Here is a 17,486-nt window from a genome sequence, read left to right as displayed (position 1 = left end):
CTTAGTTCTAATCTTCGTAGTCCACTTCGTGGTCGAGACTGTTTACAAAATTATCGAACACGTCTTGTTCAACGTCTCCCATCTCAAATTCCCTCTCGGCATCTTTGCGAATCTCTGCTATCCATGATCGCCGGGCAGAGATATAGTCTTTCTTGATTCTGGCGGCATCTTCCTCGGTCAACTCGGTCAATCCATAATAGTCGAGAATCAACCTGTAGGTCCAAGCCCATTGGTAAGCACGATAGTTTTGGTCGATTTCCACAAATCGTTCGACAATCTTGTCCACCGTGTCGAGCGTGCCGTTCTTGATGTCCTGGATGATGCGCTGTTCCTCGGTGTCAGGCAGCAACAATCCCGACAGGTCGTTCCAGTCGCCCAATCCGATGTCGGTTGTTGGCGGTACGACGCTGTCATAGCGTTTGCGCACGCGCTTGAGCACTGCTCCCATGTAGATGCGCAGGGCAATGTCGTAGTATTTTATTCCTTTTTTCAGTGATGATCCTCTGATCACATATTCGTGGAAGTTATAGCTTGAAACGTCTTCACCCGATGCGGCACGAAGATCTTCGAGAATTTTCTTTCCCTTGATAATCTCGCCGACTGAGAATGGCGACAGCCAGTCCAGGTTCACGATGCTCTTTTGTGAAGTTTTCGGGCGCAGGTCGCGCTTGGGCCATTTCTGAATGTCGCGATACAGCCCCACTGTCGTTATGTTTCGTCCCGGCGAGAGGTACATCGTGTCTCCGTATGCAACGAGATAGGAGAAGGGCAGGCTGCGCGTGTTGGGGTGGTGCATCAGCTTACCAAAGCACACGCTGAACGTGCCGATGGTGGCCGGCATCAGCACGTAGGCCCCACTCGCGGTTTTGGTGCCCCGTTCCAGAGTTCCCCAATGCATGGGTCCCATTTTGTAGGCATGGTTGGAGAAGTTGGTGGCCGACCCCGCATTGTAGAAGCTGAACATGCAGCCAATGAGCAATGAACTCTTGTGGTGACTGGCTGAGAACGGGCCGCAGAAGGCAGCACATGCCTCGCCGTTGCTCATGTAGCTGTTGGCAAAGAACACACTGCCCGATGCCGTAAAGCCATTGCTGATGTGGCAAGCCTCGCCCACGAAGCAGTCTTGCATCTTCACCGAATTGACGATGGACGAGCCGTCGCAGATGATGGAGTTTTCACAGATGACTCCCGTGCCGATATATACGCTGGCGTCTGGAGAGCCTATAATGGTGGTGTCGCTCAGGCGGGCCGCACCGTTAACCTCGCAGTCATCGCTGATAACCGTGTTGGTTATCTCCTTGGTGTTTACAATCTTCACGCGGCTGCCTATGGTTCCCCTGTCCGGACTTGTGGTCGCAATTTCTTCGCGGATGATGCGGCGGATGGCCTTCTTGAGTTCCTTGTCGTGGAAATGTTTCACCATGAACGAGGCAAATTGGCTGTTCAATCCCTTGAACAGCACCACATTGCCATCGCCCACCTCGTTGAGCACCGACACGAGGTTGCCCTCTCCGAATGTAGCTCCCTCGGTGGTCTCGATAGTCGAAATGTTGGAGATGAGGCAATCGTCACCAATGGTGTAGTTGTTGATGTAGTTGCCTATGTTCTCGATGAGACAGTTGTCGCCAATGGTTACATTGCGCAGGGTGGCATTGTTGATGCCCGAGTGTTTGAAGAAGTCCTTGGTCACCTCAACGTTTTTCTCGAAGGCACCGATATTGACCTCGCCGTAGAGCATGACCCTGTGCATATAGTTGGGCTTGAAGTCTTCGGCCACATGGACGTTGCTCCAGTCTTCGGCCCAGCAGCTACGGTCTTCAAGCGTGATGATTTCCTTGTCAGTAAGATTTCTGTATTCCATTTTCATAAAGAGCTAACGTTTCTGTATTCTATTTTTTTATTAATCCACCATTGGATACAGAAAGTCGTTGTAGGGATATTTCTGTACATGCAGCATGCGCACCTGGCGATAGAGCGTATTGCGAAACTCGTCGATGTTATCTTTATTCTTGGCAGAGATGAACAGGCAGTTCTCATCGAGTTTGGCCATCCAGGTTTTCTGAAGGTCGTCAAGCGAGAGGTTTTCCTTGGTCTCAGGTGTAAGGTCGTCAGGCTCTTTCTCCACCCATTGATAGTTGTCCGTCTTGTTGAAGACCACGATCTGGGGTTTGTCAGAGCATCCGAGGTCTTTCAGCGTCTCGTTCACCACACTGATCTGCTCCTCGAAGTCGGGGTGCGAGATATCTACCACGTGCAGCAACAGGTCGGCCTCGCGCACCTCATCGAGCGTCGACTTGAATGAGTCTACCAGGTCGGTGGGCAGTTTCCGGATAAAGCCTACGGTGTCGGCCAGCAGGAACGGCAGGTTCCCGATGACCACCTTACGCACGGTGGTATCGAGCGTGGCAAAAAGCTTGTTCTCGGCAAACACGTCGCTCTTGGACAGCAGGTTCATGATGGTGGACTTGCCCACGTTGGTGTAGCCCACAAGAGCCACGCGAATGAGCCGTCCGCGGTTTTTTCGCTGCGTGGCCTTCTGCTTGTCAATGTCGACAAGGCGCTGCTTCAGCAACGTGATGCGTTGCAGGATAATACGGCGGTCCATCTCCAGCTGGGTTTCGCCCGGGCCGCGGAGTCCCACCGAACCGTTGCCCGATCCGCCACCCTGACGTTCGAGGTGAGTCCACAGGCGTTGCAGTCGGGGCAGCATGTATCGGTATTGCGCCAGTTCCACCTGCGTCTTGGCATTGGCTGTTTGTGCACGCATGGCAAAAATATCAAGGATGAGCGATGTGCGGTCGAGTATTTTCACCTTCAGTTCGGCTTCGATGTTGCGCAGCTGTCTGGCCGACAGTTCATCGTCGAAGATCACCATACCCACTTCGCGTTCATTGTCTTCCTCTTCTTGTATATATTGTTTGATTTCTGCAAGTTTCCCTTTACCCACATAGGTCGTCTGGTTTACCCCTCCTACTTTTTGCGTGAATCTTTTCACGGTAACGGCTCCTGCGGTGTCTGCCAGAAATTCCAGTTCGTCAAGATACTCCTTGGTTCTGGCCTCGTTTTGCTGGGGAGTAACGAGTCCCACGAGAACGGCGGTTTCGGCCTTGGCCTCGGAAATCACAAATTCCTTCATCTAATACGGTATTATATCTATAGTTGTGGTGATCATCTATGCACCTCACCATCAGTGCAAAGATACTGAAAAGATTGGAATATATGGGTTAGGGCATGCGCTTTTTTAATACAACTTTATTTTTTCATTCTTAATAGTATGGCGCCCATACTTTCTTTGAGTTGTTGATTCGTGTCTGGAAATCGTCATCGATTCAAGTTCACGGGTAAGCTGTCTTGGTATTTCGGAATCACGACTTTAGCGTGTTGCAGGTCGAATTAGAAATCTCTCGTAAACGTTTTCGTTGTTTTTCGTCGAAAAGCTATAACAATTTTTGACATGCACTGGTTTAATCCTTATCTTTGCAATATTATTAGAAATAATGAGCAAATGTGATTTCTAAAGATCATAACTACATAAAGACAAATTGCTAAAACATTCGAGAAGTGAAAAGGTCGCCTGGACGTGATGTCCGGGCGACTTTGCATATATAGGTGTTTGGGCAAGGCTTGCACTTGCCTTGCAGCGCTCGGCACTGTATGTGCAAGCCATTTTCCTTACACCTTTCAGCTTTCGCCGTGTCGTATCGCGTTCGGCGTACGCGCGTCTGTCGGTTGCCAGACGCTTGTCTTTCGGCCGTGAAGCACTTGTCCGTCGGCCGCGATACGCTAAACATGAACTCCTATGATGACATCTTTCCTTGCTTTATGCGCTCCGGGCCTTCCCCGCGACAGTGTGGGTTGCATGATGTTTGGGCGGAATCTTTCACAGCTTGAGTGCTGAAATGTGACTATGTGAGCATTTCAAAAAAGAAAACGTGGCTTTTAATTGTACCTTTGATACTTTTTTGTATATTTGCAAACGATATAACCAAATTTATCAGATCAACCGGATTAACCCCATTTCTCGAAAATACCTAATTTGTTCGTATTGAAAGAATTACGGAATGAAAACCTGTCATGAAGAAAACATTTATCCTATCACTCTCTATGATGGTTGCCTTGTCATCATGGGCAACAGAAAAGAATTTTGCCTCGCCCAACGGAAAATTGGTTGTTACCGTGTCTGACGACGGTGGAAGGGCAACTTACCAACTAACTTACGACGGCAAGCAAATGCTTGGTACATCATCGCTCGGCCTGAAGACCAATATCGGTGATTTCACGCAGGGGCTCACCATGACGGTGAAGACGGATGAAGAGTTCACCAATAAATACTCGATGACGCGAACCAAGACATCCCGAGTGGAGCAGCAGGCACGGCGGGTTACGCTGTCGTTTACCAATAAGAAGGAACGAACGATAGAGGTCGATTTCTATATTGCTAACAATGACGTGGCTTATCGCTACCGGCTCCTTCGCCCCAAGCAGAATAATCCCAAGTGTGCTGTGATCTATGGTGAGGTCAGCAGCTTTAACCTGCCCACTCATACCACCACATTTCTGTCTCCCCAGATACAACCGATGACGGGTTGGGAGCGCACCAAGCCCAGTTATGAGGAGGTGTTCAGCTCCGATGCTCCTATGGATAAGAAATCGCAATATGGGGTGGGCTACACTTTTCCGGCCTTGTTCCATGTGGGTACGGACGGATGGGTGCTTGTCTCGGAGACGGGCGTGTCCGGAGAATATGTGGGTGCCCGCCTGAGCGACTACCAGGCAGGCAAGGGTTATACCATTGCCTATCCGCAGGAGGGAGAGATGAACGGCAACGGCACACCGTGGGCAGCCATCTCCTTGCCCGGCGAAACGCCTTGGAGAACCATCACCGTGGGGGCGACGTTGGCTCCAATCGTAGAGACGACCATTCCCTATGATGTGGTGGAGGAACAGTATGCCTCTTCCGAAAACTACAAGCCGGGTCGCTACACGTGGAGCTGGCTGATATGGCAGGACGGGAGTATCAATTATGACGACCAGGTGAAGTTTGTCGACCTGGCAGCCAAGATGGGCTATGAATACAACCTTGTGGATAATTGGTGGGACACGCAGATAGGCCGTGAACGCATCGAACAGTTATCTAAATATGCGCAAAGCAAGGGCGTGAGTCTGATGCTCTGGTATAATTCAAACGGATTTGAGAACGACGCACCGCAGGGACCGCGAAACATCATGCATCGTGCCATCAACCGAAAGAAGGAAATGGCATGGCTGCAGAAAATTGGTGTAAAGGGTATCAAGGTGGACTTCTTTGCCGGCGACAAACAGCAAACCATGCAACTCTATGAAGATATTCTCAGCGATGCCAACGATTTCGGTCTGCAAGTCATCTTCCATGGTTGCACGTTGCCACGTGGGTGGGAGCGCATGTATCCCAACTTCGTGGCCTCGGAAGCTGCTCTGGCATCCGAGAATGTGTTTTTTACCTCCGAGCATGCACAGCGCGAGGGCTACGACATGGCTCTGCATCCGTTTGGCCGAAACGCTGTGGCAAGTTTCGATTGGGGCGGCGTCATGATGAACCGCATGATGAGCAAGGACAACAAAAGCCGTCATCGGCGCTACACCTCCGACGTGTTCGAGATGGCGACCGGCATCACCAATCAGTGCAGCGTGAACTGTGTGGAAGTCACCCCCAACGTGGTGGACGAGCTTCCGCAGCATCAGATAGACTTCTTGAGGCAGTTGCCGACCACGTGGGACGAAACCAAGTTTATAGACGGATACCCCACCAAGTATGCCGTTGTGGCCCGCAAGTCGGGCGGCAAATGGTATGTCGGCGGAATTAATGGCACCAACGAAGCCAAACACCTCAACTTGAACCTGCCCATGTTGGCTGGCAAGACCGTACAATATTATCTTGACAAGAAAGCCAAAAAGGGGCAGATGTGGCCTGATTCGGAGTTGCGCACCCTCAAGGTAGACCGGAATGGAAAGGTCAAGGTGACGATACAGCCGATGGGCGGCATTGTTTTGGTAGGGGAATAGGAAATCTTATTCAGGCTATCCTCATAAAAAATGGGGCGAGAAACTCTCTGATTAAATACACAACAAGGGTATACTGTGACGGCATACCCTTGTTTGTAAACCTTTTGTCAGTTCAGCTATGTGTTAATTTATAATACTTCATCCAAGCGTAGCGCTTGCGCCGCTGCAGATAGTACTTATCGTACATGTGGTCGTAGGCTTCGCGCTCAAAACTAATGTTGTAATAAGCGTTGCCTTTCATGGGTAAGCGAATGAGCCACTCGATGAAATACCAGATATAAAAACCGATGAACAGCAACTCTATCATCTGACGGGTATGGATCTGTTCATGACGAACAATGGCGGGGGTAATCTCTGTGGACTTACGACAGAAGAGCATGCCCATGATGTTGATGGCATTGAAGTTTTTTGGGGGCAATAAGTTGTTGCGTATAATCTTCATCTTTGCAAAGATAAGATTTTATGATGAATTTTTGGTGTTGTCCTAACCATGTTTTGCAAAAAATGAGTATGTTTGTAAAAACTTTGGACCATGAAGCAAAATCGAAGTATGGGGTGGATACCCGATACCACGCAGCAGGAAATCATTGATATCAACGATGGATGCCACCTTGTTTTGGCTCCTCCGGGCTGTGGAAAGACTCAGATTCTGGCCGAGCGCATACGTCGGGCACATGCCCTTGGTGTGGCATACGAGGACATGCTTTGTCTTACGTTTACCAACCGAGCCGCCCGAGGCATGCGTGAGCGTATCTCCGAAAATATAGACGATCATGCCACCGGGGACGTTTTCGTGGGCAATGTGCACCGTTTCTGCTCACGATTTCTGTTCGAGAATGCTGTGGTTCCGGCCGACAGCGCGATTATAGACGACGACACGGTGATGAGCATACTTGCGATGTATCTTCAGGAAGACGAGGAACGAGCACTGGCCAATAACCAGCGCCGACGGTATTACAGCCAGATTATGTTTTTCTCTCACCTGATGTATGAGGTGCAACATGGCATTCCCAAGCCGCTGCGCCTGCATCCGGAGTGTGCCACCAAGGAAGACGTGACCGTGATGTGTGCTATTTGCAAGATGCAGGATCGTCCGTTCACGGCTGAAACCATGATTGACATCTACGAACATACGGATTTTTATCTTGACTTTATACGTTCGGAAGATTTCGACTTGGCCTTGCGACACGTGGCGGAGCAAACCATAATGAAGATGCGCTATGCACATGCCTACGAGGCGTATAAACTTCAAAACAACCTTCTCGACTTTGAAGACCTGTTGCAGAAAACCTACATTGCATTGAGAGAAGATGCTTCGTACAAACGCTATCCGTGGATTCAGGTGGACGAAGTGCAGGACTTGAACATGATGCAACTGGCTATTATCGATGCGCTTTCGACGTTCAAGTTTGATGATAGGGGTGGCAACGCTGCTGCCAACAAGGGCGCTGTTATGTATCTGGGCGACGAGATGCAGGCTATTTTTTCGTTTATGGGTGCCAAGTTGCAGATATTGGAGTTGCTGAAACATCGTTGCAAGGGCAGCCTACATCATCTGGGTATCAACCACCGCTCGCCCAAATATCTGGTCGATTTGCTCAACACCTATGCCGTTCGAGAATTGCATTTCGACCCCGAACTGCTGCCCGAAGCCAAGAAGGACAATACAGCGGTGGGCAACGAATTGCGTATTGTGGCGAGCGACAACATCGAGGCTGAGTTTGATGATGTAGTGCGTATGGCATCAGGCTTTTTTGATAACTATCCCAATGAAACCACAGCCGTCATCGTGAATGCCAACAACGATGCCGACATGATTAGCAAGAAACTGGCGGAGCGTGCGCAGACCCATTTCAAGGTGTCGGGCACCGACCTCTTTGCCACACCGGAAGTGAAGCTCATCATGGCTCATCTGAGCGTGTTGGCCAACGAGCACAACTTCTTGGCATGGTCGCGATTGCTCAAGGGACTGATGGTTTTCCAGAGCAATGCCTCCGCGCGGCAGTTCGTTCATCGGTTGGAAGTGCGCGGCATCACACCGTCCGACTTCTTCGATTACGAGGATTCGACCTATATACAGGAGTTTTTGCGCATCTATAATGAGCAAGAGATAGTGGTGTTCGACACCGAAACCACCGGACTCAACGTGTTTGATGATGATGTGATTCAGATTGCGGCCGAGCGCATCAGAAACGGCAAGACCGTGGACAAGTTCTCTGTTCATATCGAGACCGGGCGCGAAATTCCCAAGATGTTGGGCGATATCCCCAATCCAATCATCGGCGAGCGCGAGCACCAAACCATTCGTCCGCACGAGGAAGGCTTGCAAATGTTTCTCGACTTTGTGGGTAGCGATGTGCTGATAGGGCATAATGCAGAATATGATTATCGCATCATGGACTATAACCTGCGACGTTATTTGCCTCATGTTGATTGGCAAAAGGAACATCCCGTTTGCTTGGACTCCTTGAAAATCATTCGTTTGTTAAGACCCGAACTGAAAGCGTTCAAGCTGAAGTTACTGTTGCAGGAACTGCACTTGGAGGGTACAAACTCCCACTTGGCCGATGACGACGTGAATGCGACAGTGTCTCTTTTGAGGTATTGCAACACGCGGGCACAGGAGCTTCTCAACTCGCAAAAGGAGTTTCTGGGTCGCAAAACCACACGGGAACGCATCCGCCTGTTGCGCCAAAACTACCACGAGCTCTATGCCACGGGTCGTGAACGTCTATACTCTCGTGAGCAAAACACGGAAGAACCTGCTGTCGTGACGGAGGCAAAACGTTTCTATGCGCAGATGAGGAGCAACGGGTGGATGCGCGAGATACCTAAGATTGAATATATTTTCAGATTCCTGACCGATGACGTTATTGATGAGCGGCGCGACCCTTCTTTGAAAGAGCAGCTCAATCGCCATATCATGGAGATAAACACTTTCAAGGAAGCCGATCTCTGTGGGTCGTCAACCATTGATGATCGCATATTTGTCACCACCATTCACAAGGCTAAAGGGCTTGAGTTCGACAATGTCATTGTCTTCGATGTGGTGGACGGCCGCATTCCCAATTACTATAACGAGAACAATCCGAAAGGCTTGGCCGAGGACGCGCGGAAGCTCTATGTGGCCATGTCGAGAGCCAAGAAGCGGCTCGTTATCACTTACAGCAAGTCCAGACTGGTGGGTCGAGACACCAAGCCGCAACACCTCTCGCGATTCCTTAGCTCTGTTTTGCCGATGTTCAGGCAGCAGTAAGGCGTCCGATGCCGATGCTCTTTTCCATGTCTCAGCGTCACATTCCAGCGGTTTGGAAATGTTAAGCCCCTGATATTCACGTCGAACATCAGGGGCTTAACCGTCTCTTTAACAGTCTGGCAGCTGCCTTTTTATGCCTTGGTCTTCACCTTGGTGGCCCATATAAAGTAGCCAATCAGGCAGACGTAGGCCAGGAGCGAGCATATCTCCGACAGCGGGTTGGCCCACCAGCTTTCGGCGATGGAAAGCTCCAGTCCGCCGAATTTCAGCAGCGCGCTCACCACACCCATTAATGCGCCACCGGCAATGAACCCGCTGGCAACGAGTGTACCCTTCTCGCCACGAGCCTTGTTTACAGCCTCGTCCTTGCTGCGCGAGGTGACATACCAGTTCACACCACCGCCCACAATCAGCGGGATATTGAGTTCCAACGGAATGAACATACCCAGCGCGAAGGGTAGGGCAGGGATGTGCAGGCGGTCGAGCACAATGGCGATGACTGCACCGATGGCATAGAGCACCCATGGTGCACCCACACCGTTCATCAGAGGATCGATCACGGCGGCCATGGCGTTGGCCTGAGGAGCGGCGAGCTTGCCGCTGGCAAAGCCGTAGGTCTTGTTCAACACAATCATCACACCCACCACCGTAGCCGCGCTGACCAATGTGCCGAGAAACTTCCAGGTCTCCTGTTTCTTAGGCGTGGTGCCAAGCCAATAACCAATTTTGAGGTCGGTGATAAAACTTCCGGCCATCGATAGAGCCGTGCACACCACACCGCCCATGACCAATGCTGCCACCATGCCGGCCGTACCTTTCAGCCCGACAGCCACCATCACCACGCTGGCGAGTATCAAGGTCATAAGCGTCATGCCCGAAACGGGGTTGCTGCCCACAATGGCGATAGCATTGGCAGCCACGGTGGTAAAGAGAAAGGCAATGAACGTAACAAGCAGTATGCCCACAACGGCAAACAGCAGGTTGCCTTTCATCACGCCCAACCAGAAGAAAATAAACGTGAGCAGGATAACGAGAATGCTCCCGATGCCGATAATCTTAAACGAAATGTCGCGTTGGGTGCGTTTCACATCTTCTATACTGCCACCCTTGCCTTTGAGTTCTTTGGCAGCCAAACCCACGGCATCCTTGATGATTCCCCAGCTCTTCACAATACCGATAACACCGGCCATGGCAATGCCGCCAATGCCGATACTGCGGGCGTAGGCCTTAAAAATTTGTTCCGGACTCATGTCGCCCACGGCCGTTGTAATGGCCGGGTCCCACATATTGAGCACCTGGTCGTGGAAAACAATCGACATGCCCGGCACGATGAGCCACCATACGGCCAGCGAGCCGAGACAGATGTAAAGGGCATATTTCAGTCCGATGATATAGCCCAAGCCCAACACGGCGGCACCCGTGTTCACCTTGAATACGAGCTTGGCTTTGTCGGCAAGGTCTTGCCCAATGCCAATGAACCGGCTGGTGAAGTTCTCGTTCCACCACCCGAAGCTGGCAACGACGAAGTCGTAAAGTCCGCCCACCAGTCCTGCGAGCAGCAATGGTTTAGCCTGGTCGCCGCCCTTGGCTCCCGACACGAGCACCTGCGTGGTGGCCGTGGCCTCTGGGAAGGGGTACTTGCCGTGCATGTCGCTCACGAAATATTTGCGGAAGGGGATGAGAAACAAGATGCCCAACACGCCTCCCAAGGCCGAAGCCAAAAACATATTGAGAAACGAAGTGGTCATCTCGGGATATTTGTTTTGCAAAATATAGATAGCCGGCAGCGTGAAGATACATCCGGCCACCACAGCACCCGAACAGGCTCCGATGCTCTGGATAATGACATTCTCGCCCAATGCCTTATGACGCTTGGTGGCTGTGGATACGCCGACGGCGATAATGGCAATGGGTATGGCAGCCTCGAACACCTGTCCTACTTTCAGGCCTAAGTAGGCAGCGGCAGCCGAAAACAGCATGGCCATGAGTATGCCCCAGGTCACCGACCAGGCGTTGACCTCCGGATATGCCTGCGAGGGTTTCATGACGGGTTCGTATTCCTCGCCTTCTTTCAATTCTCTAAATGCGTTGTCGGGCAGCTGAATAGCCTCTCTTTCTTTTTCGTCCATGATTTAAGTTTTGTTATTCAATAGTTGCAAAGATAATGAAAAAGGTGTAATTATCGCGCAACAAAGCGGAGTTTTCAATTCACAATTATTCGCAAGCTCATCAACTCGTCACAATTTTCAATTCACAATTAGGCTACGCAGTGCAATTCAAAATTCATAATTCATAATTCACAATTAGCTGCGCGATGCAATTCAAAATTCATAATTCAAAATTGGCTGCGCGTTGCAATTCAAAAATTATTCGCAAGCACATCAACTCATCACAATTTTCATTTCACATTTGGCTACGCAGTGAGGGTGAGCAGATATTCTAAGATTATCTTGCGAAGCAAGAGTGTAAGATTTTCTGCGATAAGCTTTATATTTATGAAAAGATATTCTCTATATATTCTAAGATTCGGCATAGCCGAGCGGAGGATTTTTTCAATTCAAAATTCACAATTCATAATTCAAAATTAAGCTGCGCAGTTGATTTCTCGCAACGACTTTCACGACTTTTCACGACATGAGCAGGAAGTCGTGTGCAGTCGTGGGTGTCGATGCAGGACAGCAACAGGACAATCGATGCATAAGACCACAAACATGCCGATGCAAGTAACTGCAAACATGCTGATGCCCGCGTGAATACAAGAAAAGCTGCTTGGTGTAAAAAATATGTACCGTTTTTCGGGTCATTCTTTTCGGAACATATAGAGAAAAATGCGCTATGTTTTTGCCCAAATATTCTGTTGCGACAACAAGAAAAATTCAAAGACGTTGCGATGACAGTCTATTCGTCGTACGGTTAAGGCCTCATCACCGTGCGGTTGAAGCCTACACGCTGCGCGACTAAGCTTTAATCGTTGCGCCATTCGATATCCAATCGCAGGTGATAAAACCGTAGCCAAACGGGCTACATGGCTAAACGCCTGGTAATCAATATGCTACAAACACCCTCAAAATTCGCGAATTTCAGACTGCGGGATAATTATTTTCAAATACGCGAAGCATGGAGAGGTTTTTGTCAAGATAATCTACAAGAAATCATGGAAAACACCACACCGCTGCACATAGGTTCCAACCAACTGGGAAAAATATAAGGTGGCCACGTCTTTATACGCTATTATTTTGTAACTATCCCCTGAAACTTTTCAAGAATTAGGGCCGATAACACAACAAGGGGATATGCTATCGTGGCATATCCCCTTGCATAATCATTAGCTTTCAACCGTTAGTTGCGAAACACCAAGCCGTTGGCGTTGGCATCTACCACTATGGGTTTCTCGCGGTTCACTTCTTCTGCCAGAATCTTCTTGGACAGCTTGTTGAGCATATACTCCTGAATGGCTCGCTTCACGGGGCGTGCACCAAACTCCGGATTGTAGCCCACGCCGGCCAGCCAGTCGACGGCATCGGGTGTCCACTCTATCCGTATGCCCTGTGGTTCGAGCATGTTGCGCACATGTTGCAGCTGCAATGTCACCACTTGGCCAATCTCCTGCTTGGTGAGTGGCAGGAACATGATGATGTCGTCGATGCGGTTGAGAAACTCCGGACGTATGGTCTTCTTGAGCATCTCCATGACGTTGTGGCGCGTGTCGCTGATGACTTCCTCGCGGTTGTAGTCGTTGAGGTCGGCAAAGCGTTCCTGGATATACTGGCTGCCGAGGTTGGAGGTCATGATGATAATGGTGTTCTTGAAGTTCACCGTGCGCCCCTTGTTGTCGGTCAGGCGGCCGTCGTCGAGCACCTGCAACAAGATATTAAACACGTCGGGATGTGCCTTCTCGATTTCGTCGAACAGCACCACGCTGTAAGGCTTGCGCCGCACGGCCTCGGTGAGTTGTCCGCCCTCGTCATAGCCCACGTATCCCGGAGGTGCGCCGATGAGCCGCGATACGCTGAACTTCTCCTGATACTCGCTCATATCGATACGTGTCATCATGTTTTCATCGTTGAAGAGATATTCTGCCAAGGCCTTGGCCAGCTCGGTCTTACCCGTTCCGGTGGTGCCGAGGAAGATGAACGAGGCGATGGGTTTCTTCGGATCTTGCAGCCCGGCCCGGCTCCGGCGCACGGCGTCGGCAACGGCCTGTATGGCTTCGTCCTGACCTATCACACGGTTGTGCAGTTCCTTTTCGAGGTGCAGCAGCTTCTCGCGCTCGCTCTGCATCATTCGTGCCACGGGTATTCCGGTCCACCGGCTCACCACCTCGGCAATGTCGTCGGCCGTCACTTCCTCGCGAATCAGGCCCGCTCCGCCTTGTGTAGCCTTGAGCTGTAGCTGTATGTTGTCGATATCGTCTTGCAGTTGTTTCAACTTGCCGTAGCGTATCTCGGCCACCCGCTCGTAGTTGCCCTCGCGCTCAGCACGATCGGCTTCAAACCGCAGGTTCTCCATCTCCTGCTTGTCCTGCTGTATCTTGTTGACAAGTCCCTTCTCGGTTTCCCACTTCGCGCGGTACTGTCGCTCCTGCTCTTTCAGTTCGGCGATGTCCTTGTCGAGCTGTTGTATTTTGCCCTCGTCGTTCTCACGCTTAATGGCTTCGCGCTCAATCTCGAGCTGCATGAGCCGGCGGGTAATCTCGTCGAGTTCCTCGGGCACGGAGTCGCGCTCCATTCTCAGCTTGGCAGCAGCCTCGTCCATCAGGTCGATGGCCTTGTCGGGCAGGAACCGGTCGGATATATACCGCTCGGAAAGTCGCACGGCAGCAATGCAGGCATCGTCCTGAATACGCACCTTGTGGTGGTTCTCGTAGCGCTCTTTCAGTCCGCGGAGAATCGAGATGGCATCCATTTCGTCCGGCTCGTCCACCATAACGGTTTGGAAACGCCGCTCCAATGCCGCGTCCTTCTCAAAATATTTCTGATACTCGTTCAGCGTTGTTGCACCGATAGCACGCAGTTCGCCACGTGCCAAGGCGGGCTTCAAGATGTTGGCCGCGTCCATGGCTCCCTCGCCGCCGCCGGCTCCCACGAGCGTGTGTATCTCGTCGATGAAGAGAATGATGTTGCCTTCGGCGCCGGTAACCTCCTTGATAACGCTCTTCAGTCGCTCCTCAAACTCACCCTTATACTTCGCTCCGGCCACCAATGCGCCCATGTCGAGCGAGTAGAGTTGTTTGTTTTTCAGGTTCTCCGGCACGTCTCCCCGCACGATGCGTTGTGCCAAACCCTCGGCAATGGCAGTCTTGCCCGTGCCCGGTTCACCTATTAATATAGGATTGTTCTTGGTGCGGCGCGACAGAATTTGCAGCACACGGCGTATCTCCTCATCGCGCCCGATCACCGGGTCGAGCTTGCCCTTGCGGGCCTCGTCTACCAGATTTTTGGCATATTTCGATAGTGCCTGAAAATTCTCGTCGCCACTCTGGCTATGCACTTGCTGGCCTTGGCGCAGCTCCTGTATGGCTTTCTGCATCTCTTGCTCCGTGCATCCGGCATCTTTCAGAATGCGGCCGGCAGGAGAGTTGCTCTGCAAAATGGCCAGCAGCATAGGCTCTACGGACACGAACTCGTCGCCCATTTTCTGTGCATAATCCATGGCACGCTGCAACACTTGGTTGGTCTCGTTGGAAAAATAAGGCTGTCCGCCCTCCACGCGCGGCAGATGTTGCAACTCCTGCTGCACTAAATTCTCGATTTGCATGGCATTGATGGCCAACTTCTGAAACACGAAAGTGGTAACGTCCTTGCCTTTTTGCATGATGCCCTGCAGCAGATGTATCGGCTCGATAGCCTGCTGATTGGCCTGCCGGGCGATGTTCACCGCCTCTTGCACGGCCTCTTGGGCTTTGATAGTAAATTTGTCAAATGTCATGATTTGCTCCTTTCTTTATTTTTGTTTTTGCTTGTCAATATGATGGGTAGTTTTCTGCTACCATACCTTTCAACTCAAATCACATGCCTGATCGATGTTTATGACAAAATGGCAGATAAAAAACGGAGATGCTGTTGGTTAAGGAGCGCGATGTTTGTCGCGAGAGCAACCGACAATTCAGTTGATAAACACCTGTAGAGTTAAAGAAGAGACAGTTTCAAAAAATAAAAAAGGCAAGCAGAAATTTTTCTTGTTGAGATGATTAATGTTTGAGAATGGCATCCCGACATTCCTCCATCAGCCATTTTGGCGTACTCGTGGCTCCACAAATACCAATGGTTTTCACGCCTTCAAACCATTTGAAGTCAATCTCATCTGCACTCTCGATCTGGTAACTATTGGCGTTTACACGCTGGCATTCTTTGAAAAGCACCTTGCCGTTGGAGCTTTTCCGACCACTCACAAACAGAATCAGGTCGTGCTTGGAAGCAAACTCGGCAATGTTAGGCATGCGGTTGGCCACCTGCCGGCATATCGTGTCGAATCTTTTGAAGGTGGCCTTGGGCGAGATATGCTGTTGGATGTAGTTGATGATTCGGTGGAACTCATCGAGACTTTTGGTGGTCTGGGAGTAAAGGTAGATGCTGCGGTTGAAGTCAAGACGCTTTACATCTTCAATGTTTTCCACCACGATAGCATCCGACCGCGTTTGTCCCACCAGTCCGAGAACCTCCGCATGACCGCTCTTGCCAAAAATAACGATTTGGCTTTCGGGATTAGCATCATACTTTCGCTTGATTCTGCTCTGCAGGGCCAGTACCACGGGGCATGTTGCATCGATGATCTCGATGTTGTTTTTCCTGGCCAGTTCGTAGGTTTCGGGCGGTTCACCATGGGCGCGGAGCAGCACCTTCACGTTGTGAAGCTGTTTCATCTGCTCATGGTTAATGGTAATCAGGCCATGCTTATGGAGCCTGTTTACCTCCATACTGTTGTGCACGATGTCGCCTAAGCAATATAATGTCTTGCCGGAAGCAAGCTCTTCCTCGGCTTTCTTAATGGCTGTGGTCACTCCAAAACAGAAACCGCTACCACCGTCTATTTCAACTTGTACATTCATGTTCGTATGGGATGTTCGGTATTGCGGACAATGCTATTGGTCGACAAGAATATTGATGACCACCTTTGTGTTCTCCGGATCGTTGGTTATCATGAGCACACGTGGTTTGGAACGGGCTTTCTTCAATGCTGCAGCAACTGCCGTTACTTTCAGTTTAGCTTTCTCTCCCGGTTGGATTTTTGTCTTGTTGAGCGACACTTCCAGTCCGGTGGTAAACATTTGCAAACGGTTAATCTTCAGTGTCGAGCGACCTTCGTTGGTGATTTCAATCGTTCCTTTTTTCCTGGCCTTACCGTTAAAGCTGCCCAGTTCGAGGCTCCCGGCTGACAGACGCATCTTGGGTGCATACATTTTCACAGCGTCTGTCATGTTCTCAAAGCCGGGAAGTAATACCGTAGACACAGAAATTTCTTTCTCCGGAGTCACTTTGTCGCCGAGGAATGAACCTAAGTATACAGAAGTTTGGGTAAGTCCAAGGTCGCGCAGGCGGTATGAATCCAAAATGATTTTGATCGTGCCACTGTGTCCCGGAGCAATGCGGGAGGGCGAGATTTCAGCCTTGAGATAGTCGGGCAGATGCATAACAACGGGTTGAGCTGTTACCGAACCCACGTTCTTGATGTGTATTTTCTGAGTGGGTCGGTCGCCGCGGTTTACGTTATCAAACTCAATATCGTTGATATCGACCATTAATCCGCCTAAACGATAAGAATATTGGCCAGCGAAATCCACGACCTCTTTCACAACGACACCACGTATAGAAAGCATCATTGGTTTTGCCGAGCTATTGCTGTAGATACCTATTTGTTTGTTGAAATGTCCCATTTGCTTGGCATCGTAGGTGGCTTTGACCACAAACTTCTCACCAGGTGCGATTGAATTCTTTGGATAGTCCACAGTGGTGCATCCACAACTGGTGCGCACATCGCTGATGACAAGCGCTCGTCCGCCACTGTTTTTAACTTCAAATTCGGCAGTGACAGGATTCTTGAAAACAACCTGTCCACAGTCTATAATTTCATTTTCGGTGGTAATCTCCTGTGCCTGCGCAGTCCAAACGGAGAGTGCAAGCAAGAGGCCCGTGATATATTTCATATTCATAGTCCTATTCTTATATTCTTCAGTAGACGTTGACGCGTG

The 17,486-nt window shown here is 50.4% G+C and carries 9 protein-coding genes; 2 read left to right on the top strand and 7 right to left on the bottom strand.

The window, feature by feature from the left end; genetic code table 11:
• Window positions 1–7 precede the first annotated feature (7 nt).
• A complete protein-coding gene (locus HMPREF0645_RS07140) occupies window positions 8–1,861 on the bottom strand; it encodes a DUF4954 family protein (RefSeq protein ID WP_044123363.1) in 1,854 nt (617 codons plus the stop codon).
• Between the two features lie 39 nt (window positions 1,862–1,900).
• Entirely contained in the window at window positions 1,901–3,136 is a 1,236-nt protein-coding gene (hflX, locus tag HMPREF0645_RS07135) for a GTPase HflX (protein WP_007174264.1), read from the bottom strand.
• A gap of 938 nt (window positions 3,137–4,074) precedes the next feature.
• Here hflX and HMPREF0645_RS07130 point away from each other — a divergent pair.
• Window positions 4,075–6,042, top strand: coding sequence for a glycoside hydrolase family 97 protein (locus tag HMPREF0645_RS07130; protein WP_007174263.1), 1,968 nt, complete (start codon window positions 4,075–4,077; stop codon window positions 6,040–6,042).
• Between the two features lie 112 nt (window positions 6,043–6,154).
• Here the strand turns inward: HMPREF0645_RS07130 and HMPREF0645_RS07125 are convergent, their stop codons facing one another.
• Entirely contained in the window at window positions 6,155–6,484 is a 330-nt protein-coding gene (locus tag HMPREF0645_RS07125) for a hypothetical protein (protein ID WP_007174262.1), read from the bottom strand.
• A 90-nt stretch (window positions 6,485–6,574) separates the two neighbouring features.
• Here HMPREF0645_RS07125 and HMPREF0645_RS07120 point away from each other — a divergent pair, with 90 nt between their 5' ends.
• Window positions 6,575–9,298: a 3'-5' exonuclease gene (locus tag HMPREF0645_RS07120; RefSeq protein WP_007174261.1), complete on the top strand. Its 2,724-nt coding sequence runs from the start codon at window positions 6,575–6,577 to the stop codon at window positions 9,296–9,298.
• A gap of 131 nt (window positions 9,299–9,429) precedes the next feature.
• On the opposite strand, the gene HMPREF0645_RS07115 is transcribed toward HMPREF0645_RS07120, so the two are convergent.
• From HMPREF0645_RS07115 to HMPREF0645_RS07100, 4 genes are all read right to left on the bottom strand, one after another.
• Window positions 9,430–11,427 (bottom strand): OPT family oligopeptide transporter, encoded by a 1,998-nt coding sequence (locus HMPREF0645_RS07115; protein WP_007174260.1) that lies wholly within the window; start codon window positions 11,425–11,427, stop codon window positions 9,430–9,432.
• A gap of 1,210 nt (window positions 11,428–12,637) precedes the next feature.
• Window positions 12,638–15,226, bottom strand: a complete 2,589-nt coding sequence (gene clpB / locus HMPREF0645_RS07110; RefSeq protein WP_007174257.1) for an ATP-dependent chaperone ClpB — start codon at window positions 15,224–15,226, stop codon at window positions 12,638–12,640.
• Window positions 15,227–15,488: 262 nt separating this feature from the next.
• Entirely contained in the window at window positions 15,489–16,346 is an 858-nt protein-coding gene (locus HMPREF0645_RS07105) for a 4-hydroxy-3-methylbut-2-enyl diphosphate reductase (RefSeq protein ID WP_007174256.1), read from the bottom strand.
• Between the two features lie 33 nt (window positions 16,347–16,379).
• Window positions 16,380–17,447, bottom strand: coding sequence for a DUF1573 domain-containing protein (locus HMPREF0645_RS07100; RefSeq protein ID WP_007174255.1), 1,068 nt, complete (start codon window positions 17,445–17,447; stop codon window positions 16,380–16,382).
• Between the last annotated feature and the right edge of the window lie 39 nt (window positions 17,448–17,486).

The sequence above is a fragment of the Hallella bergensis DSM 17361 genome, from assembly GCF_000160535.1.
Taxonomy (GTDB): Bacteria; Bacteroidota; Bacteroidia; order Bacteroidales; family Bacteroidaceae; genus Prevotella; species Prevotella bergensis.
The sequence above is the reverse complement of the archived record's forward strand: the minus strand, read 5'-3'. Positions and strand labels throughout refer to the sequence as shown.

Bases quoted from the DNA above. Each gene is read 5' to 3' on its own strand.
- HMPREF0645_RS07140 (WP_044123363.1), bottom strand. From the start codon at position 1,861: ATGGAATACAGAAATCTTACTGACAAGGAAATCATCACGCTTGAAGAC.
- hflX (WP_007174264.1), bottom strand. From the start codon at position 3,136: ATGAAGGAATTTGTGATTTCCGAGGCCAAGGCCGAAACCGCCGTTCTC.
- HMPREF0645_RS07130 (WP_007174263.1), top strand. From the start codon at position 4,075: ATGAAGAAAACATTTATCCTATCACTCTCTATGATGGTTGCCTTGTCA.
- HMPREF0645_RS07125 (WP_007174262.1), bottom strand. From the start codon at position 6,484: ATGAAGATTATACGCAACAACTTATTGCCCCCAAAAAACTTCAATGCC.
- HMPREF0645_RS07120 (WP_007174261.1), top strand. From the start codon at position 6,575: ATGAAGCAAAATCGAAGTATGGGGTGGATACCCGATACCACGCAGCAG.
- HMPREF0645_RS07115 (WP_007174260.1), bottom strand. From the start codon at position 11,427: ATGGACGAAAAAGAAAGAGAGGCTATTCAGCTGCCCGACAACGCATTT.
- clpB (WP_007174257.1), bottom strand. From the start codon at position 15,226: ATGACATTTGACAAATTTACTATCAAAGCCCAAGAGGCCGTGCAAGAG.
- HMPREF0645_RS07105 (WP_007174256.1), bottom strand. From the start codon at position 16,346: ATGAATGTACAAGTTGAAATAGACGGTGGTAGCGGTTTCTGTTTTGGA.
- HMPREF0645_RS07100 (WP_007174255.1), bottom strand. From the start codon at position 17,447: ATGAATATGAAATATATCACGGGCCTCTTGCTTGCACTCTCCGTTTGG.